This window comes from Catenulispora sp. MAP12-49, assembly GCF_041262705.1.
Classification (GTDB): Bacteria; Actinomycetota; Actinomycetes; order Streptomycetales; family Catenulisporaceae; genus Catenulispora.
Window position 1 is genome coordinate 312,913 of the sequence record NZ_JBGCCP010000004.1, and the last position, 18,065, is coordinate 330,977.

An 18,065-nucleotide genomic window follows, 5' to 3' on the forward strand; every position below is an offset into this window, starting at 1 on the left:
TAGAGATATGAGAGTCCTGCGATCCTCGAACGGGGGCGGCTGATGGGTCAGGCGCGGAACTGGGAGGCGATCGGGGCCGTCGCCGGCATCGCCGGGGTGTTGATCGCCCTGGTCGCGTTGGTGGCGCCGAACGACTCCTCCTCGCAGGCGGGAACGGCGCCGTCTACGCCGGAGAACACGTCGACGGTGCGTGTCAGCCCGACCTTTTACTCGCCGCCGCCGGTCACGACCGCGCCGCCCAGCACGTCGCCGCCGTCGTCATCGACATCGACATCGACGCAGCCACCGACCCAGCCATCTACGCAGCCGACGACGCAGCCGCCGCCGGCCCCGCCTTCCTCCGTGCCGGCGGTCCGGCCCCTCGGCTGTGACGAATCCTTCGACGCCATCAACACCTTCGACCAAGCCTGGGCGGCGGCCACGACGCCGGGGGCTCGCTACATAGCCGCGAACAACGGCTACAAGGCGATGTCGGGCATCGTGCTCTACGCCGACGACCCGCCGAAGTCGCAGGACAATGTCCTGTCCGGGGACTTCGTGGGCATCGTGGGGCCGTTGATGGACGACGAGCCTGTCCCGCCCGCCCAGATCAGCCGGCTCAACGCCGACATCGGCGGCCTGCGGGCCGCGTGCGGCGCCTCCTGAGCTCGGCCGCTGCCCTGCCCGCTGCCTGCTGAGTTCTGCACAACCACGCCCGTATTGCCCGCGATCGTCCCGTCGCCTAGACTGAATGAACGTTCATTCGGAGGTACGAGATGAGCTGGACCGCGAACGACATCCCCGACCTGCACGGCCGCACGGCCGTCGTCACCGGCGCCAACGGCGGGCTCGGGCTCGTGACCGCCAGGGACCTGGCGGCGAAGGGCGCGCACGTCGTGATGGCCATGCGCAACCAGGCCAAGGCCGCGGCCGCGCTCGACCAGATCCGGGCCGCCGTGCCGGACGCCGCCCTGGAGCCGGTCGTGCTCGACCTGTCCTCGCAGGCGTCGGTGAAGGAGGCCGCCGCGCGGATCCTGGACGCGCACGAGCGCCTCGACCTCCTGGTCAACAACGCGGGCGTGATGGCGATCGCCGAGACGCGCAGCGTCGACGGCTTCGAGATGCAGTTCGCCGTGGATCACCTGGGCCACTGGACGCTGACCGCGCTCCTGCTGCCCGCCCTGCTGCGCACGCCCGGTTCCCGCGTCGTGACCGTGACCAGCACGGCCCATCACCAGGGGCGTCCGGTCGACGTCAGCAATCCGCACCTGCACGGCCGCTACGGGCCCTGGCGTGCTTATGGCCAGGCGAAGCTGGCCAACTTCCACTTCGGGCTGGGGCTCCAGCGCGACCTGGAGCGGGCCGGCGCGCGCACCGCCAGCCTCATCGCGCATCCGGGCCTGTCCGACACCGACCTGCAGGCCGTCAGTGTGCAGGGCTCCGGCGGCGGCGCCTCGCAGCGCTTCTTCCACGCTCTGGCCCAGCGCACCGGCATGTCCCCGGACAAGGGTGCGCTGCCCCAGCTGCGCGCGGCCACCGATCCGGCGGCCAAGGGCGGCGAGTTCTACGGCCCGATGTTCGTGAACAACGGGTCCCCGATCCGTAAGCCGATCCTGCGCAGGTTCGGGATGGACCGGGCGATCGCGAAACTCTGGGAGGTCTCCGAGCGGGAAACCGGAGTCGCGCTCGACCTGCGAACCCCGGCCGGCGCGTGATGGCGGCACCTGCTTCCGGGGCGCCGGCCGACCGGATGCCGGCCGACCGGATGCCGACCGACCGGGCGGCGGCGGTCCGCGCGGCGCTGCGCACCCTGGTCGCGCGCAACGGCTTCCACGGCGCCTCCATGAGCGCCGTCGCCCGCGAGGCCGGCGTGGCCACCGGCACCGCCTACACCCACTACGCGTCCAAGGACGACCTGGTGCTGGCCGCGTACCGGGAGACCAAGACCGCGCTCGGCGCCGCCGTCACGGCGGGCCTGAAGCAGGACGTCCCGGCCGCCGAGCGCTTCCGCACGCTGTGGCTGGCCTGCTACCGCTACCTGGAGGCGAACCCGGAGAACGCGCAGTTCCTTCTCCAGGTGGAGCACTCCCCGTACCGCGCCGCCGCCCACGGCTCCGTGCTCGCCGACGGGAACGACCCGCTCGTGGCACAGGCGGCCGTGCCCGAGATCGCCGCGCGCCTGCTCCCGCTGCCCCTCGACGTCATCTACGAGCTCTCCTTCAGCCCGGCCGTCCGCCTCGCCGCGGGCGGTGCCGAGCTGACCGGGGATCAGCTCGATGAGATAGCCGATGCTTGTTGGCGTGCTGTCAGCCGGCCGGGTGTCGACCCGGCGTTCCACCGCACCACGGCGGTCCGGTCCACGGGCCACTGGAACCTGGTGTAGGCCGGCAGCCGGCCGAACCCGGCCTCCATCCGACGTACCACGACACCGACGTCGAACCGCTCCAGAACGCGCCGCAGTTCACCGCCTACCCGACCTGTGCCGGATGGAGAAGAAGCCGTACTCACGGGCTTGATCTTTCCGCGCCCCGGGGCGCGACGACCGTCTCCGGGCCGCGCCGGTGCTCCCACTTGAACAGCTCATAGCTCCGCCCCTTGTCGGTGACCGTGCTGGACTCGGCGTCGCAGGGCTCGAAGCCGGCGGCTCGTGCGACGGCGGCGCTGGCGTCGTTGTCGGCCTCGATCTCCAGGTACACCACCGGCAGGTTGAGGCTGGTGTGTGCGTACTCGGTCAGCACCAGCAGGGAGCGCGTCGCCAGCCGCTGTCCGCGGTGGGCCGTGCCGACGGCGTATCCGAGGCTGGGGGCCTTCATACCGATCATGATCTCGCCGAGAGGGTTCCGTCCGTCGAGGGTGATCGCCAGGTGCAGGCGTTTGCCCTCCTTCCGTGCCGCCTGCGCGCCGCGCACGTAGCGCAGCGCGGCGGCCTCGTCGAACGGCGACTCCAGCGGTGTCCGGTACGCCACGTCGGGATCGTCGAAGAGTTCGGGCATCGCGGGCACGTCGTCATCGGTCCACTCCCGCAGGGTCAGGCCGTGGCCGGTGATGACGATCGGATCGGTCTGCATGCCCGCAATCCTGTCAGTCCGGCTCAGCCGAAGTAGCGCTCGATGTCGGCGTGCGGGAGCACTCTGCTCTTGCCGAACTCGAACGTCCCGTGCTCCGCGATCTCCCTCGCCGCGCCGATGGCGGCGCTCATCGCGGTGCGCGCGAGGTTCGAGCCGAGGCTGATGCGGCGCACGCCCCATTCGCCGAGCTGCTCGACGGTCGCGTTCAGGCGCGCGCCGCCGGCCAGGACGTTGACCGGCTTGCCGACCTCGGAGGTGATCGTGCGGATCTGCTCCTCGGTGGTCAGGCCCGGGGCGAACAGGACGTCGGCGCCGGCGGCCTCGAAGGCCTGCAGGCGGGCGACGGTGTCCTTCAGGTCCTCGTGGCCGTAGAGGAAGTTCTCGGCGCGCGCCGTCACGGCGAAGGGGAAGGGGAGTGCGCGTGCTGCCTCGATGGCGGCGGTCAGGCGGTCCAGGGCCTGCGGCAGCGGGATGATCGCGTCGTCCACGGCGTCCTCGATCGAGCCGCCGACCAGGCCGGCCTCGGCGGCCAGGCCGATGGTCTCGGCGATCTGCTCCGCGGTGGTGCCGAAGCCGTTCTCCAGGTCGCCGGCGACCGGCAGGTGGGTCGCGCCGACCAGGGTGCGGGCGTTGGCCAGGCTGGCCTCCCGGGTGATGTCCCCGTCGCCCAGGCCCAGGCTGTGCGCGATGCCGGCGCTGGTGGTGGCCAGGGCCTTGAAGCCCAGGGCGGTGAGGATCTTCGCGGTGCCGGCGTCCCAGGCGTTGGCGATCACGAATACGTCGGGGCCGGCGTGCAGGGAGGCCAAGGTCTCGGCGCGGCGGTACTGGTCTTCGGGGGTCAGCAGGCTCATACACCGAACCCTACGCGGTGAACACTTCGGCGAGCGCCGAAATCTTCGGGAGCAGGCGGTCGTGGCCGGGGAAGGAGGTGTCGAGCTCGTGGTGCGGAACCGGCGGGGGAGTGTCGGGGCGGATGGCGGCGGCCCAGGCGTCGAAGCCCGCGAGTTTCGCAGCGTCCTCAGCCCGGCCGCGCGCCGAGATCCGGGACCTCAACGCATTGATGTCGCAGCGGACCCAGACCAGGTGCACCGTCCCGCCGCCGAGCTCGGCGCACCACCGCGACCAGCGCGCGGGGTCCCGGATCTGCGAGGTGAACGGCGCCACCAGCATCACCGGGCAGCCGGCGGAGTGGATCTCCCGCGCGGTCGCCGTCATCCCGCCGTATTCGTGGACCTTCACGTGCTCGTCGTACCAGGCGCCCTCGCGCTCGCCGAAAGGGCGCCCGGCCGCCGTCAGCACCTCCGAGGCGAAGCCGCGGTACATGGTGTCCTTGTCCAGGACGGCCGGGACCGGCGCCAACCGCGCGGCGAGCAGCCCGGCCACCGTCGACTTCCCGACGCCGGGTGCCCCCGCGACCACCCACACGTCGGCCATAGGCATGCGGTGCAGCCTAAACCAGAGGACCTACCGGACCGGTCAGCAGATCCGCGCAGGTCGTCGGCGTCGCCTCCGCCGGGTCCAGCGCGTTCGCCGCCTCGTGGAACGCGACGCCGTCGACCGTCCCGACCAGGACGTGGTCCGGGACGTCCAGCGGGCACAGGTCCTGCACCACGACGTTGTGCACGTCCGGTCCGTTCAGGAACTGGTTCGTGTACGGCGTCACCAGCTCGTCGTTGCGCGTCACGATCGTCGTGTACTGAACGCCGGGCACGGTGTCCCCGCCGGCGTCGAGCCGCCGGTTGAACGCCGACCCTGCGAACTGCTCCACGCACGCCGGACACGCCGTCCCGATCACCGACGTCGCCCCGGGGATCTGCTGCGCGACGGTGAACAGCCCCGACGCGGTCCCGCCGTGGTTGGTCGGCGCGATCCCGACCAGCGTGTGCACCTTCGGCGCGCCCCCGAGGAACTTCAGGTAGTACCGCGGCAATGCTCCGCCGCCCTGGGAGTGCCCGACGATGTCCACCTGGTTCGCGCCGGTCGCGGCCAGGACCCGGTCCACATACGCCGACAGTTGCCGGCCGGATTGTTCGATCGGCGCGATTCCGTGCACGAGCGGGATTCCGTCGTACTGGCCGTAGTCGAGCTCGAACACGCAGTAGCCGAGGTCGGCGAAGTAAGGACCGCCGATCGGCCATTGTTCGGCGGGGTTGAGGAAGGTTCCGTGCAGCAGAACCAGGGGCCGGGATGCTCGGTGCTCGGTCTGCATCCGAAGTCGTTGATACCGGAGGAGAAGGCCGGGGCCTCGTCCGCGTGCGCCGGGGTGGCGGCCAGGGCCGCGGGGCCGGCGAGCAGGGCGGCGGCCAGGAACCGGGCCGTACGGTGTCGCAGGGTTCGAGGGCGGGAGGAAGCCGGTCGCATGACTCCTTTCTAGGCGCGTGGCGCGCTTGCGTACATTCTCAACCCCATGACATTCACCCGTCTGGCCCCAAGGCCGCCCGACCACGGGCGGGGTATTGACGCGGGCTCCAATTTACCGGAGGGTAACTTTCAGCGAGCAGCACCCGAAGTACCCGCAGCACCCGCAGCACCCAGCGTCCACGGACGAAAGCACGGACGAAAGCAGGTACCGACCATGCCCGGCCCGGCAGGCGCGACCATCGACGGCGGCGGCTCCCACCTGGCGGTGGCCGCGACCCTGGTACGGGCCGGCGTGATCCGTCCCGGACCCCCGCACCGCAGCGTCGGCCAGTTGCGCGCGCTGGCCTCCTGGGGCGCGACGATCGCCGGCGGCTTCCGGGCCGCCGCGAAGCGGACCCCGAACGCCGAGGCCGTGATCGACGAGCGCGTCGTGCTGACCTACAAGCAGCTCACCACCCGGGCCACCCGCCTGGCCAACGGCCTGCAGGCGCGCGGCGTCGCCCCCGGGGACAAGGTCGCGCTGCTGTGCCGCAACCACGCCGGCATGGTGATCTGCTTCATCGCCTGCGCCGAGCTCGGCGTGGACGCGGTGCTGCTCAACACCGGCCTGTCCGCCGGCCAGATGACCCAGGTCATCACCGAGCAGCAGCCCAAGGCGGTGATCGCGGACTCGGAGTTCGACGCCGTGCTCGGCGACTGTCCCGACGGCGTCCTGCGGATCAACGCCTGGCCCGAGCCCGGCGCCGGGGTCGCGCTGAGTCTGGACGAGGTCATCGACGCCGCCGCGGCCACGCCGCGCAAGCCCCCGGCCAAGCCCGGCCGCATCATCGTGCTCACCTCCGGCACCACCGGCGCCCCCAAGGGCGCGCGCCGCCCCAACCCGCCGGGCATCGGCGCCGCGGCCTCGATCCTGAGCCGGATCCCGCTGCACGCCGGCGAGCGGATCCTGGTCCCGGCCCCGATGTTCCACTCCTGGGGCCTGGCCGCGCTGCAGATCAGCATGCCGCTGAGGGCCACGCTGATCATGCAGCGGCGCTTCGATCCGGAGTCCACGCTCAAGGCGATCCAGACCAAGCGGCCCACGGCGATGTTCGCGGTGCCGGTGATGGTGCAGCGGATGCTGGACCTCGGCGAGGACGTGATCAAGAAGTACGACACCTCGACGCTGCGCATCGTCGCGCTGTCCGGCTCGGCGATCCCGGCCGCGGCGGTGACCAGGTTCCTGGACACCTTCGGGCCGGTGCTCTACAACTTCTACGGCTCCACCGAGGTCTCCTGGGCCTCCATCGCCGACCCCAAGGACCTGCGCCAGGCCCCGACCACGGCCGGCCGCCCGCCGCTGGGCTCCAAGATCGTGATCCGCGACGTGGCCACCGGCGACCCGGTGCCCACCGGCACGGTCGGGCGCATCTTCGTCTGGAACGACATGCTCTTCGAGGGCTACACCAACGGCGCCAACAAGGAGACCGCCGACGGCTACATGGCCACCGGCGACCGCGGCTACGTCGACACCCACGGCCTGCTGTTCGTCTCCGGCCGCGACGACGACATGATCGTCTCCGGCGGCGAGAACGTCTTCCCGCGCGAGGTCGAGGAGCTCATCGCGGCCCAGCCCGGGGTGCGCGAGTGCGCGGTGGTCGGGGTGCCCGACGCCGAGTGGGGGCAGCGCTTCGCCGCCTACATCGCGCTGCTGCCGGGCGCCGCGATGACCGAGGAAGAGGTCAAGGCCTTGGTGAAGGCGGGCCTGGCGCGCTTCTCGGTGCCCCGGGACGTGCACTTCGTGGACGAACTGCCGCGCAACGCCACCGGCAAGGTCGTGAACCGGCTGCTCGCCGACTGAACCGTGATCGCGCGCCGTGAATGAAGTCCGGCCGCCGGGATAACGGCGGTCCGTCCTCATCACGATCCGCGGGCTCGTGCCGCCACCGGCACGGGCCCGTGCCGCCAGCCATCGCCCGGCTGGTGCACCTGAACGGAACCGGAACACTGCACGCCCACACGCACAGCCATCCGTCACCCCGACAGGAGGGCACCGCCGCCATGTCCGCAAACCGCGCCGAACCCAGTGAGATCACCGGCCCCAAGGGCACCTCCCTGCGGGTCCTTCGGATTCTGATGCGTTCGGGGATCCTGCGCCCGGCGCGCCCGGACCGCACCGTGCGCCAGCTGCTGAGCCTGGGGCGCTGGGGCGCCACCGTGGCCGGCGGCTACCGGGCCGCCGAGGCCCGCTCGCCGCGCCGGGTCGCCGTCATCGACGAGCGGCGCGCCGTGAGCTACCGCGAGGTGCACCGCCGCGCGGTCCGGCTGGCCAACGGCCTGGAGAAGCTGGGCGCGGTGCCCGGCAGCCGGGTGGCCGTGCTGTGCCGGAACCACGCCTGGTTCGTCGAGGCGGTGGTGGCCGCCGCCGAGCTCGGCGCGGACGTGGTCCTGGTCAACACCGGCCTGACCGTGCGCGCCACCGCCGAGGTGCTGCGCGCGCACGAGCCGGCCGTGGTGATCGCCGACGCCGAGTTCGCCGACCACGTGGCCGCCGCGCGGCTCGGCGTGCCGTTCCTGATCGCCTGGCCCGACGCCACCGGACCCGGTTCGGGGCGCCCCTTCGACTCGCCCGCGCACCGCCGGGCCGCCACGGCGACCGTGGACGACGTCATCGCCACCGCCAGCGCCGCCAAGCGCCGCCCGCCCAAGCGGCCCGGCCGCATCATCGTCCTGACCTCCGGAACCACCGGCGCGCCCAAGGGCGCACAGCGTGCGAACCCGCCGGGGCTGTCCGCCGCGGCCGGCCTGATCTCCCGAATACCGCTGCGCAGCTGCGAATCGGTGCTCGTGGCCACGCCGCTGTTCCACATGTGGGGCCTGGCCGGGCTGCAGATCAGCATGGCGCTGCGCAACACCCTGGTGTTGCAGCGGCGTTTCGAGCCCAAGGCCGCGCTGCAGGCGATCGACGAGCAGCGCTGCTCGGTCGTGTTCGGCGTCCCGGTGGTGCTGCAGCGGATCCTGGAGCTGCCGCCGGAGCTGCGCGACTCCTACGACGCCTCGTCGCTGCGGATCGTGGCCACCTCCGGCTCGGCGATCCCGACGCCGGTGGTCACCACGTTCATGGATGTCTTCGGCGACGTCCTCTACAACTTCTACGGCTCCACCGAGGTCTCCTGGGCGGCCGTCGCCGAGCCCGCGGACCTGCGCATCGCCCCGAACACCGCGGGCCGTCCGCCGCTGGACTCGCGGCTGAAGGTGCTCGACGACCGCGGCGAGGTGGTGCCGCGCGGCGTCACCGGCCGGATCTTCGTCTGGAACACGCTGCTGTTCGAGGGCTACACCAACGGCGGGACCAAGGAGCACCGCGCCGGGTACATGGCCACCAACGACCGCGGGCACCTGGACTCCTCCGGGCGGCTGTTCGTGCACGGCCGCGACGCCGACATGATCGTGTGCGCCGGGGAGCAGCTGTTCCCGCGCGAGGTCGAGGACCTGCTGGCCTCGGTGCAGGACATCCGCGAGGCCGCGGTGGTCGGCGTGCCGGACGCCGACCAGGGGCAGCGGTTCGCCGCCTACGTCGTGGTGCGGCCCGGGGCCGAGATGTCCGCGCCGCAGGTGCGCGGCGTCGTGGCGCGCTACCTGCCGGGCAACGCGGTGCCGCGCGATGTCGTGTTCGTCGACGCCCTGCCCCGCAACGCCACCGGCAAGGTGGTCGTGCGGGATCTGCCGCCGTCACTGGCCGGCGCCTGAGCGACACTGTCGGTGGTGAAACCGGATGGCGCGCCCGCCAGGCGCGCGCCATCCGGCCGCTCTCCAATTGCCCGCGCGGGGCCCCTGCTATCCCCGTCGTCGCCGAATCTCTACCTTCGAGCGTGTCACCAGGACCGCTCCGATCCCGGCGAGCATCGGAACGATCACGATCGTCCCGAGCAGGAACCACCACGGGATCGCCAGGTAGCTCTGGGCGTGGACGCCGGGACCGGATCTGCCTTCGAGCGCGGACTGCACGAAGCTGTGCGACCGGGCCTCGACCACCGCCACCGCCGGCACCAGCCCGGTGGCCGAGCCCAGGACGGCGCCCATCGCGGCGGTGATCGTGGCCTGCGATCCGGCCAGGGTGCGGCGCACGCGCGGGCGCGCGCCGACCGCCGCGAGGGTCTCCAGGTCGGCCTGGCCGTCGGTGATGGCAAGGCCCGTGGAGATGGCCGCGGCGCCGAGCGTCACGAACGCCGCGACGGCGGCCAGGGCCAGCATCGTGGTGTCGTCGCCGCCCTGATAGCCGCGCTCGACCTTCAGCAGCGCCGTGGTGCCCAGCGTCTCGGCGGCGGCGTTGGCACGTTCCTCCTCGGCCTTGGTCGGCATGCGCGTGGTGTCGAACAGGATCATCGAGGGCTGGTACTTCACGCCGTAGCGGGTCGCCGCCGACTGCGGGATCAGGGCCCGGACGCCGTTGACGGCGCTGCCGTCCTTGGTTTTGGCCACGGCCGCGGGCAGGGTCAGCGGGGCCGGCGGCGGTCCGCTGCAGAAGGGCGCGAACTGCTGGCGGACGACGTCCGGCAGCTGCGCGTCGGACGGCGGGCAGCTGCGCTGCAGGGCGATGGTCGCGGTCGCCGTGCCGGTGGCCGGATCCGTGCCGGTCAGGTCGTAGGGGCTGAACACGACCATGCCCCCGGCCGCCAGCACTTTCTCGGCCTGCGGGTCGACGGTGCCGGTGAGGGCGCGCAGGGTGGCGGCGTCCCCGGGCACGACCTGGCCGCCGCTGAACGCCGCGACGCAGCGCGGGTCCGCTTGGATCATCGATTCGCTGTCGCCGCCGGAGGGGAGCGTGACGAGGCCTTGGCCGCCGTTGAAGAACGGGCAGTCGTTGGCCACGGTGCGCTTGATGACGATGTCCTGCGGCACGAAGCCGGAGAAGTCCTGGGTGGGGATCACGGCGGCCGATCGCACCGGCAGCGTGGCGCTGATCGCGGAGATCGCCTTGCCCGTGTCCACCGGCGCGGTGTTCGGCCCGTTCGAGTCGCCGTACCCGCCGTACCCGCTTAGCCCGCCGTATCCCATGCCGAAGGCGGGCTGCATCCCGGCCTGCTGGGCGGCGGCGGGACCGAACATCAGCGCCACCTGCCCGGGCCGCAGGGTGCTGTGATACTGCGCGCGGCCGCGGGCGTCGTCGGTGGTCAGCAGCGTGGCCACCGCGGTCGAGCCGGCGACGGCGGCCAGGATCGCCGCGACGGCCGGCGCCGTGCGGCCCCGGTTGCGCGCGCTGTCGCGCAGCGCCATCCGGCCGGTCAGCGGCAGCAGCCGGCCCGCCTTGCCGGTCAGCGCCACCAGCAGCGGGGTACAGGCCACCACGCCGAGCTCGCAGACCGCGATGCCCGCGACCAGCGGCACGGTGTGGATGCCGGGCTTGTAGACGGCGTAGCCGGTGGCGGCCATCCCGGCGGCCAGGATCACGACACCGAGCAGCGCCAGCTTCCACGGCACGCCGCGCGCCCCGCGCCGTCCGCCGGTCAGTGCTTGCAGCACATGTTGCCGCCCGGTGATGACCGCGGGGATCAGCGCCGCGATGAGCCCGGTCACCACCCCGATCAGCGCCGCCCCGGCCAGGTCGCCCGGCGCGATCCGGAACGCGCCGGGCTCGCGGTGCGTGAGGGTCACCGCCTCCGGCAGGGCCAGCCGCCCCAGCCCGATCCCGGCCACCGCCCCGACCACGCCGCCGACGGCGCCCAGCACCAGCCCGTCGGCCAGCACCACGGCCCGCACCATGCGCTGGTCGGCCCCGGCCGCGCCCATCAGCCCGAAGTCGCGCCGCCGCTTGCGCGCCCCGACCGCGAACGCGGGCCCGGCCAGCAGCACCACCTCCAGCAGCGCCATGACGATGCCCAGGGCGCCGACCGCGACCAGTGCCTGGGTCAGCCTGCTGCTGCCGACCGAAGCCGCCTGGTAGTGCTGCATCAGCGGCACCGCGGAGTCCGGCGGCGGGTTCTCGGCGACCAGCAGGGACTCCGCGGAGTAGCCGCTCTGGTTCAGCTTGAGCACCTGGGCCCAGCTCAGGCCGCCGGGGACCTGCGCGAGCCACTGGGTCGGGCCCGGATCGCCCTGGGCGTCCGGGGATGCCTGGCTGTTCTGGGCATCTTGGCTGTTTTGGGCATCTTGGCCGTCCTGCGCGGCGGGCAGCGTGCCGGGGTAGGCGAGGAGCCGGTCGGCGTCCAGGTGCGCGGGGTCGTCGTACTCGCCGACGATGGTCAGCTGGTGCTCGGGCAGCCGGCCGTCCGCCCCGGGATGCTCCCCGGCGCTGAGGAACTCCGCGCTCACCTGGTCGCCGACGCGCTTGTCCAGGGCGGAGAGCAGCGAGGTGGACAGCGTCACCTCGCCCTTGGCGTGCGGTGCGCGGCCCGCCTTTTTCACGTAGAGACCGTCGAGCAGCGGATCGCCCAGATCCCGCTCGGCCCCCTGCACCGAATACGCACCCTGCGGTGAGCTCACCCGCAGTTCCTGCGCGGCCGGCAAGGGCACGACCCGCGACCCCGGCGGCAGCACCCCGGCGTCCACCGGCGAGGCCACCTGCGTGCCCTGCAACGCCCCGGCCAGCATCCCGGCGGCCTGCGGCGGGGTGGGCACGCTCCCGTCCGGCAGCTGTTCGATCGGCGCCGGCGCCACGAAGGAGACCAGCGCGTCGGCGTGCCCGATGTCCCGCCGCACCTGCTCCACGGTGGTGAGCTTGGTGGTGTGGTAGAGCGTGTCGGCCGCGCTCGCGCCGGCCACCGGCAGCGCGAGCATCGCCGCCACCAGCGCGGAGCGGCCCTTGTGGCGCAGGGCTTCGCGGCGCGCGATGCGGACGGCGACCTTCCAGATCATGGGATCCAGGACTACCGCGTATGTTCGAGCCCTGCATCGTGCGGAATGCGTAGATCGTTTGATGCGGGGCGGGGCGGGGCGCCGCGTCCAGCCGTCCCGGCCGCCGTCAGGAGACGGCGGCCGGGACGCGCGTGCCGGGTGTCAGCCGACGGCGTGGTCGAAGCGCAGCGAGGTGTAGCCCTGCCCGTCGGAGTAGATCTGCGCGATGGAGGCCGCGCCGGCGGCGTCGACGCGCCTGGCCTGGAGGCGGATGGTGGTCGGCTTGTCGACCGTGACCAGCTCGTCGATCGGCGCGGTGTTGTTGCCGCCGGCCTGCGCCGTCCCGGCGTTGAGGTCGATGATCTGGTAGACGAGGCGCTCGCTCTGCGGGAGCTCCGCATTGGCCGTGACGTTCCACAGCCGTGCGGTGATGTACGCGTTGACCGCGGGATTGCCCGCGAGCCGGCCGCGGACGTTCGCGTCGAGGTCATAGGTGCCCGCATGGGGCAGGTTGACCTCCACCGGGGTGTCGGTCCAGACGCCGTTGGGCAGGTTGACCTGCGTGTTCAGGTAGGCGATGCCGTGCGTCACCGGCTTGGCGTGCTGCGGCGACGTCGCAGCCTGGGTGACGCCGACCGACGCGCAGAGGGCGAGCGCGGCGGCACCGGCCGCCGCGAGGGGGCGGTATGTACGGGCAGGGATGGTCACTGACCTGTTTCCTTTCCAGCGGGTGGGTATTGCGCGCGATAACTCCCCGCGGAAGGGTGCCTTATACCCTTTTGTCACGAAGGTGTGAAAGGTGTGACGAGCGACGAGGATCTTTCTTCGCGTCGTGGTCTCAGTGGACTGTCGGTCCGCCGGCACCCGCTAGGTCAGCTCCACGGCACCTCGGGCGACTTGTAGTAGGCGATCCCCAGCTTGTCCCACAGCGGCCCCTGGTCGGCCAGCCGGTGGGAGAACTTCGCCCAGTCGTGCGTGTTCGGCGCCGACCAGCCGATCTCGGCGATCGCGGGCAGCCTGGGGAAGGCCAGCGTCTCGGCGTCCGCCAGGCTCTTCACCGTCTCGCTCCACAGCGGGGCCTCGACGCCGAGGACCGATGAGGGCCCGATGCCCGGCAGCACCGTCACCGGATCCCAGTCGTAGGCCTTGGACACCGGGATGTACCCGGCCCAGTGCAGGCCGAGGCGGAAGCCGGCGACCGGCTGCTGGTCCAGGTAGGCGTGGCTGCCCGGCGCCATGATCAGCTTGGTGCCCTTGGCGGCGGCCTGCAGGACGTAGGACTGCGGCTGCGCGGTGTTCCAGTACTCCAGCACCGTCTGCGGGAGCAGGGGTGCGGTGCCGGCCTCGGCCCAGGCGATCGGGGTGCGGCCGTGGCCGGCCACCAGGTTCTGGGCCTTCTGGACGAAGGCGTTGTACTGCGTCAGGTTCAGGGCCTGGGCCTCGTCGCCGCCCATGTGCAGGTAGGTGCCGCCGGGGGTGGCGTCGGCCGCCGCCTTCGTCGCCGAATCGACAAATCTGTATGTTGATGTACTGCTCGTGCACAGCGCGTCGTAGGCGGGGGACAGGCTGGTCACCGGGCCGTGGTGCCGTCCGTCGCAGGCCAGCGACGTGTCGGCGTAGACGGCCGCGCCGACGTGCCCGGGCATGTCGATCTCCGGGATCACGGTCATGTAGCGCGAGGCCGCGTAGTCGACGATCTCCTTCAGGTCCGCCGGCGAGTACGAGCCGCCGGGGCCGCCGCCGACCTGCGTGGAGGCGCCGAGGGTGGTCAGCTTCGGGTAGCCCGGGACGGCGAAGCGCCAGCCCTGGTCGTCGGTCAGGTGCAGGTGGAACTCGTTGACCTTGTACAGCGCGGCGGCGTCGATGTACGCCTTGACGTCGGCCACGCTGTAGAAGTGCCGCGCGACGTCGAGCATGACGCCTCGGTAGGCGAAACGCGGATGGTCGGTGACGGTGCCGTCCTGGAGCTTGGTGCCGACCAGCAGCTGCCGCAGGGTCTGCACGCCGTGGAAGAGCCCTGCGTCGGCGGCGGCCGTGATCTTGACCGAGTCCGGCGCGATCGCCAGGGTGTAGCCCTCGGTGCCCAGCGACGGGTCGCCGCCGGTGGGTTGCAGGGTGAGCTGGATCGCGGCGTCAGCGTTCTGCGTTGTTTGTGGCGCCCGGCCCGTCTGCTGCTGGAGATAGGCGGCGAGATCCGCCGCGACCGCCTCGGCGCCGGCCGAGGCGTGGATCGCGGTGGCACTCGTGAGGGTGAAGGTCCCGGCGGCCGCGGTGATGGCGGCCGGTTCCGGGACGACCCGTTCCAGCGCCGCCGGGTCGGCGGGGGACAACGGCTCCGACGGCGTCGGCGTGCTGCTGTTCGCGCTGGTCGGCGGCGCAGAGCTCTGAGCTTCGCTGCTGCCGCCGGTGCACGCGGACAGGCTGAGGAAGGCGGCGCAGGTGCTGATCGCCGCGATGGTCCGGAGCGTGGGGGGTCGGCCGGTCACTCCGCGAGGGTAGACCACCGGCGCCCGCGCGAGCGCCCCGTTGCCGCGAGCCAGCCGAGCGCCCCGCACGCGACCAGGGCCGCGACCGTGAACATCTTGGCCGCCCCGGAGGCCACCAACAGACCGCCGGCGGCGGTCCCGATGCCGATGCCGACGTAGATCGCCGACGCGTTGAGCGCCATCAGCAGCGGCGCCTCGGCGGGCGCGGCGCTGAACAGCCGGTGCTGCTGGGGAGGGGTCTGACACCAGGTCGAGGCGCCCCAGACGACCGCGAGCAGCACGACCAACAGCGGCGCGTGCACCCCTGTCGCGGCCAGCACCGCGAAGGCCGCCATGCTCGCGGCCATGAGCGTGTACCCGGCGGCCAGGACCCGCGTCGGGCCGAGCCGGTCGGCGGCGATCCCGGCGGCCAGGTTCCCGGCCACCGCGCCGACGCCGTACGCCGACAGGATCCACGCGGTCGCGCCGTCGGCGATGCCGAGGGCGTGCAGGGCCGGGATGGCGTAGGCGTACACGGTGTAGGCCGCCGCCATGCCCAGCGCGGTCAACGGCAGCACGGTGGCCACACCGGGGCGGCGCAGGGCGGCCACGCGCGCCGCCAGCGGGACCGGCGCCGAGCCCGGCGGCGTCGGCATCAGGGCGGCCGCGGCGATCGCGGTGAGCAGGCATAGGCCCGCGACCAGGCCGAGCGCGGCGCGCCAGCCCATGACCGAGCCGACCGCGTCGCCCAAGGGCACGCCGAGCGCGGTCGCCACGGTCAACCCGGCGACGACCACCGACAGCGCGCGGCCGCGCATCTCCGGGCGCACCAACGCCGCCGAGACCGCGCCGGCGGTCGGCGTGTAGCCCGCCGCGCCCGCCGCCGCGAGCACCCGGGCGGCCAGCAGGAAGGGCAGGTTCGGCGCGAGGGCCGAGGCCGCGTTGGCGGCGGCCAGCACCACCAGCGCCGCGACCAGCAGCAGGCGGCGCGGGAAGCGGGCGGTGAGCGTCGCGACCACCGGGGAGGCGACGGCGTAGGCGGCGGCGAAGACGGTCACGGCCTGGCCCGCGCCGGCGGTGCTGGTGTGCAGGGACTTGGCGACGTCGGGGAGGAAGCCGGCGAGGACGAAGGCGTCGGTGCCCACTGCGAAGGTACCGAGGGCGAGGATGAGGGTGCGGCCCAGGCCTCCAGAGGAGGGCTTGTCTCGGCTTCCTTGTCGTTGCTGCTCGGCGGAGTCTTCGCGCGGTATCGAGATACTCGACATCCCGAATTACCTTTCCCGAGAGCCCGGCCGGGTGGCCGGGCGGACGTTTTGGTTGCTAGAGCGTGATGTCCTGATAGAAGCGGCGCACGCGGGCCGGCGCGGTGCCTGAAGCCAGTCCCATGAGATCGGCGAGCGTCTGCGCGGCCAGCTCCCGCCGCCACGCCATCTCCGCGCGCCGCATGGCCTTCGCGATCCCGCACGGCTCGCCGAACTCGTCCGCCGCCGCGAGCGTGCCGGCCCCCTGCTGCCGGATCTCGGTGCAGCGGAACGCCTCGTCGCGTCCCTCGACGGCGGCCACGACGTCCATGAGCGTGATCTGCTCAGGGCTCCGCGCCAGCGCGTAGCCGCCCCGGGCGCCGGGGGAGGAGCTGAGGATGCCGACCCTGACCAGCGGTTGCAGGCGCTTCTTCAGGTACTCCGGCGGCAGATCGAAGATCTCCGCCAGCCGCCCCGTCGCCACCGGCGCGTGGTCCTCCAACCAGGCCAGCGCCAGCAGGCAGTGCAGGCCCCATTCGACGCCCTCGCCCATCTGCATAATCGGGATGTTACACGTCTCGATTGCCGGGCGCACCCCCGGCTGTCGTCGGCAAGGACTACATTCGCGGCCATGACCGACAACGACAGCCACGTCTTGCGGGAGCACTTCCGGGACACGACCCGCTGGGTGATCGGCGACGCGGTGGGCGACGGACTGTCGGCCGAGCAAAGCGACGCCCTGGCCGAGGAGATCGCGGTGATCCTGTCCTCCGGCCTGGCCCCGATGCTGCGTCGCGAGACGGAGCACCAGGCCGAGAAAGCGATCGCGGAGCTGCAGAAGGGCCCGGTGTCCTTCAGCTACGAGCACGAGCTGCTGGTCGACGGATTCACCGTGCCGGACCTGGTGAAGCTGCTCGACGCGGTCGGCCGGCTGGTCGACGGCGACGGCGACGGCGACGTCCGCCGGACCATCAGCGGGCTGCACGACACGCATCAGCGGATGCTGTACCGCGCGCACGATCACTGGCGTGCGAAGAACGGTTTGGCGGACGGGTCGCCCGAGCTGTGATGCCCGATTCCGGTGCCCGCCGACGGCAGGTGGTCGATGCCCTGGTGATGCTGGCTGCCGAGGCGACCGGGCAACACGCCTGGGTCGAGAAGCACGGCGTGGCGGCGGACGAGCTTGCCTTGACCTTCGACGACGCGTTCAGGCTGGTCCCCGTCCTGGTGGCAGAGGGTCATCTCGACGCGAGCGTCTGTCCGGATCTGCAGGCGATCGACGAGATGTTCCGCGCCATGAGCGGCCGGCAGAACGCCGGCCGCTGGTCGGTCGGCGCACTGGCCGACGATGCGGGGTGGATCATGGTTCGGGAGACGGCGCGGCGGGTTCTGGCCGTGGTCGGGTAACGGCCGCCGCCTTGCCTGGCCGCCTGTATACCGGGTAGGTATAGCTGACATGTCCGTCAAACACTCCCTGCTGGCCGGCCTCGCCGGCGGCGAGCGCTACGGCTACCAGCTGCGCGCCGAGTTCGAGGAGCGCACCGGGGCCACGTGGCCGCTCAACATCGGGCAGGTGTACACCACCCTGAACCGGCTGGAGCGCGACGGGCTTGTGGAGGCGGCCGGGGAGGACGTGCAGGGGCACGTCTTCTACCGGATCACCGACGCCGGGCGCGAGGAGCTGCTCGGGTGGTTCGCGCGGCCGGTGACCCGGGCCGAGCGGCCGCGGGACGAGCTCGCGGTGAAGCTGGCGCTGGCCGTCACCGTCGAGGGCGTCGATGTGGCCGGGATCGTGCACGCGCAGCGCAAGCACGCGTTGGCGGCGTTGCAGGACTACACGCGGGTCAAGGCGCGCCTGGACCCGGAGGAGCTGGCTGCGGGGCTGGTGGTCGAGTCGGTGATCTTCCAGTGCGAGGCCGAGATCCGGTGGCTGGACCATGTCGAGGCCCGGGTGGCGCGGCAGGCGCGGGCTCAGCGGTCAGCGGGCGCGGCAACCCCTGCGGGCCCCGCGGCGTCACTACCTGTGGAACCATCCAAGGCCGATGCCGCCGCCAGGGAGGGCACAGCGCGATGAGCGGGGACCCGACGTCCGAAACCGGGGCACATACACAGACCGGGGCACATACACAGACCGGGGC

At 72.4% G+C, this 18,065-nt stretch carries 16 protein-coding genes and 1 pseudogene; 8 read left to right on the forward strand and 9 right to left on the reverse strand.

Going from position 1 to position 18,065, the window contains the following annotated elements:
• Positions 1 to 42: 42 nt before the first annotated feature.
• The 3 genes from ABIA35_RS11550 (at position 43) to ABIA35_RS11560 (ending at position 2,362) form a co-directional block, all read left to right on the forward strand.
• Positions 43 to 645 carry a hypothetical protein gene (locus ABIA35_RS11550; protein ID WP_370357828.1) on the forward strand — a complete coding sequence of 201 codons (603 nt, stop codon included), beginning with the start codon at positions 43 to 45 and terminating at the stop codon, positions 643 to 645.
• A gap of 110 nt (positions 646 to 755) precedes the next feature.
• Positions 756 to 1,694 (forward strand): oxidoreductase, encoded by a 939-nt coding sequence (locus ABIA35_RS11555; RefSeq protein ID WP_370357829.1) that lies wholly within the window; start codon positions 756 to 758, stop codon positions 1,692 to 1,694.
• A complete protein-coding gene (locus tag ABIA35_RS11560) occupies positions 1,694 to 2,362 on the forward strand; it encodes a TetR/AcrR family transcriptional regulator (RefSeq protein ID WP_370357831.1) in 669 nt (222 codons plus the stop codon). The genes ABIA35_RS11555 and ABIA35_RS11560 overlap by 1 nt, the downstream gene beginning before the upstream one ends.
• Before the next feature lie 121 nt (positions 2,363 to 2,483).
• Here ABIA35_RS11560 and ABIA35_RS11565 read toward each other — a convergent pair whose 3' ends face one another.
• From ABIA35_RS11565 to ABIA35_RS11580, 4 genes and pseudogenes are all read right to left on the reverse strand, one after another.
• A complete protein-coding gene (locus ABIA35_RS11565) occupies positions 2,484 to 3,047 on the reverse strand; it encodes a GNAT family N-acetyltransferase (RefSeq protein ID WP_370357832.1) in 564 nt (187 codons plus the stop codon).
• A 23-nt stretch (positions 3,048 to 3,070) separates the two neighbouring features.
• Positions 3,071 to 3,898 carry an isocitrate lyase/phosphoenolpyruvate mutase family protein gene (locus ABIA35_RS11570; RefSeq protein WP_370357833.1) on the reverse strand — a complete coding sequence of 276 codons (828 nt, stop codon included), beginning with the start codon at positions 3,896 to 3,898 and terminating at the stop codon, positions 3,071 to 3,073.
• Between the two features lie 10 nt (positions 3,899 to 3,908).
• A complete protein-coding gene (locus tag ABIA35_RS11575) occupies positions 3,909 to 4,487 on the reverse strand; it encodes an AAA family ATPase (RefSeq protein ID WP_370357834.1) in 579 nt (192 codons plus the stop codon).
• Between the two features lie 10 nt (positions 4,488 to 4,497).
• Positions 4,498 to 5,408, reverse strand: a pseudogene (locus ABIA35_RS11580) (esterase/lipase family protein).
• Between the two features lie 214 nt (positions 5,409 to 5,622).
• Between ABIA35_RS11580 and ABIA35_RS11585 the strand changes: the two are divergent.
• The gene (locus ABIA35_RS11585) at positions 5,623 to 7,248 is read left to right on the forward strand and encodes an AMP-binding protein (RefSeq protein ID WP_370334364.1); all 1,626 of its coding nucleotides are present in this window, start codon (positions 5,623 to 5,625) and stop codon (positions 7,246 to 7,248) included.
• A gap of 200 nt (positions 7,249 to 7,448) precedes the next feature.
• On the forward strand, positions 7,449 to 9,137 hold the full coding sequence (locus ABIA35_RS11590) for an AMP-binding protein (RefSeq protein WP_370357835.1): 1,689 nt from the start codon (positions 7,449 to 7,451) through the stop codon (positions 9,135 to 9,137).
• Between the two features lie 87 nt (positions 9,138 to 9,224).
• Here the strand turns inward: ABIA35_RS11590 and ABIA35_RS11595 are convergent, their stop codons facing one another.
• The 5 genes from ABIA35_RS11595 to ABIA35_RS11615 all read right to left on the reverse strand — a co-directional run bounded on the left by ABIA35_RS11595 (position 9,225) and on the right by ABIA35_RS11615 (position 16,486).
• A complete protein-coding gene (locus ABIA35_RS11595; RefSeq protein ID WP_370357836.1) occupies positions 9,225 to 12,242 on the reverse strand; it encodes an FtsX-like permease family protein in 3,018 nt (1,005 codons plus the stop codon).
• A 141-nt stretch (positions 12,243 to 12,383) separates the two neighbouring features.
• Positions 12,384 to 12,929, reverse strand: a complete 546-nt coding sequence (locus ABIA35_RS11600; protein ID WP_370334367.1) for a hypothetical protein — start codon at positions 12,927 to 12,929, stop codon at positions 12,384 to 12,386.
• A 164-nt stretch (positions 12,930 to 13,093) separates the two neighbouring features.
• On the reverse strand, positions 13,094 to 14,707 hold the full coding sequence (locus ABIA35_RS11605) for a beta-N-acetylhexosaminidase (RefSeq protein ID WP_370357837.1): 1,614 nt from the start codon (positions 14,705 to 14,707) through the stop codon (positions 13,094 to 13,096).
• On the reverse strand, positions 14,704 to 15,951 hold the full coding sequence (locus ABIA35_RS11610) for an MFS transporter (RefSeq protein WP_370357838.1): 1,248 nt from the start codon (positions 15,949 to 15,951) through the stop codon (positions 14,704 to 14,706). Before ABIA35_RS11610 ends, ABIA35_RS11605 begins: the two co-directional genes overlap by 4 nt.
• A gap of 55 nt (positions 15,952 to 16,006) precedes the next feature.
• The gene (locus ABIA35_RS11615) at positions 16,007 to 16,486 is read right to left on the reverse strand and encodes an Rrf2 family transcriptional regulator (RefSeq protein WP_370357839.1); all 480 of its coding nucleotides are present in this window, start codon (positions 16,484 to 16,486) and stop codon (positions 16,007 to 16,009) included.
• A 72-nt stretch (positions 16,487 to 16,558) separates the two neighbouring features.
• Here ABIA35_RS11615 and ABIA35_RS11620 point away from each other — a divergent pair, with 72 nt between their 5' ends.
• From ABIA35_RS11620 to ABIA35_RS11630, 3 genes are read left to right on the forward strand one after another with little or no spacing between them, the layout of a single operon-like run.
• Positions 16,559 to 16,996 (forward strand): hypothetical protein, encoded by a 438-nt coding sequence (locus ABIA35_RS11620; protein ID WP_370357840.1) that lies wholly within the window; start codon positions 16,559 to 16,561, stop codon positions 16,994 to 16,996.
• Entirely contained in the window at positions 16,996 to 17,334 is a 339-nt protein-coding gene (locus ABIA35_RS11625) for a hypothetical protein (RefSeq protein ID WP_370357841.1), read from the forward strand. Before ABIA35_RS11620 ends, ABIA35_RS11625 begins: the two co-directional genes overlap by 1 nt.
• A gap of 49 nt (positions 17,335 to 17,383) precedes the next feature.
• Positions 17,384 to 18,001, forward strand: a complete 618-nt coding sequence (locus ABIA35_RS11630; RefSeq protein WP_370357842.1) for a PadR family transcriptional regulator — start codon at positions 17,384 to 17,386, stop codon at positions 17,999 to 18,001.
• Positions 18,002 to 18,065: the final 64 nt, after the last annotated feature.

Bases quoted from the DNA above. Each gene is read 5' to 3' on its own strand.
- ABIA35_RS11550 (WP_370357828.1), top strand. From the start codon at position 43: ATGGGTCAGGCGCGGAACTGGGAGGCGATCGGGGCCGTCGCCGGCATC.
- ABIA35_RS11555 (WP_370357829.1), top strand. From the start codon at position 756: ATGAGCTGGACCGCGAACGACATCCCCGACCTGCACGGCCGCACGGCC.
- ABIA35_RS11560 (WP_370357831.1), top strand. From the start codon at position 1,694: ATGGCGGCACCTGCTTCCGGGGCGCCGGCCGACCGGATGCCGGCCGAC.
- ABIA35_RS11565 (WP_370357832.1), bottom strand. From the start codon at position 3,047: ATGCAGACCGATCCGATCGTCATCACCGGCCACGGCCTGACCCTGCGG.
- ABIA35_RS11570 (WP_370357833.1), bottom strand. From the start codon at position 3,898: ATGAGCCTGCTGACCCCCGAAGACCAGTACCGCCGCGCCGAGACCTTG.
- ABIA35_RS11575 (WP_370357834.1), bottom strand. From the start codon at position 4,487: ATGCCTATGGCCGACGTGTGGGTGGTCGCGGGGGCACCCGGCGTCGGG.
- ABIA35_RS11585 (WP_370334364.1), top strand. From the start codon at position 5,623: ATGCCCGGCCCGGCAGGCGCGACCATCGACGGCGGCGGCTCCCACCTG.
- ABIA35_RS11590 (WP_370357835.1), top strand. From the start codon at position 7,449: ATGTCCGCAAACCGCGCCGAACCCAGTGAGATCACCGGCCCCAAGGGC.
- ABIA35_RS11595 (WP_370357836.1), bottom strand. From the start codon at position 12,242: ATGATCTGGAAGGTCGCCGTCCGCATCGCGCGCCGCGAAGCCCTGCGC.
- ABIA35_RS11610 (WP_370357838.1), bottom strand. From the start codon at position 15,951: ATGTCGAGTATCTCGATACCGCGCGAAGACTCCGCCGAGCAGCAACGA.
- ABIA35_RS11615 (WP_370357839.1), bottom strand. From the start codon at position 16,486: ATGCAGATGGGCGAGGGCGTCGAATGGGGCCTGCACTGCCTGCTGGCG.
- ABIA35_RS11620 (WP_370357840.1), top strand. From the start codon at position 16,559: ATGACCGACAACGACAGCCACGTCTTGCGGGAGCACTTCCGGGACACG.
- ABIA35_RS11625 (WP_370357841.1), top strand. From the start codon at position 16,996: ATGCCCGATTCCGGTGCCCGCCGACGGCAGGTGGTCGATGCCCTGGTG.
- ABIA35_RS11630 (WP_370357842.1), top strand. From the start codon at position 17,384: ATGTCCGTCAAACACTCCCTGCTGGCCGGCCTCGCCGGCGGCGAGCGC.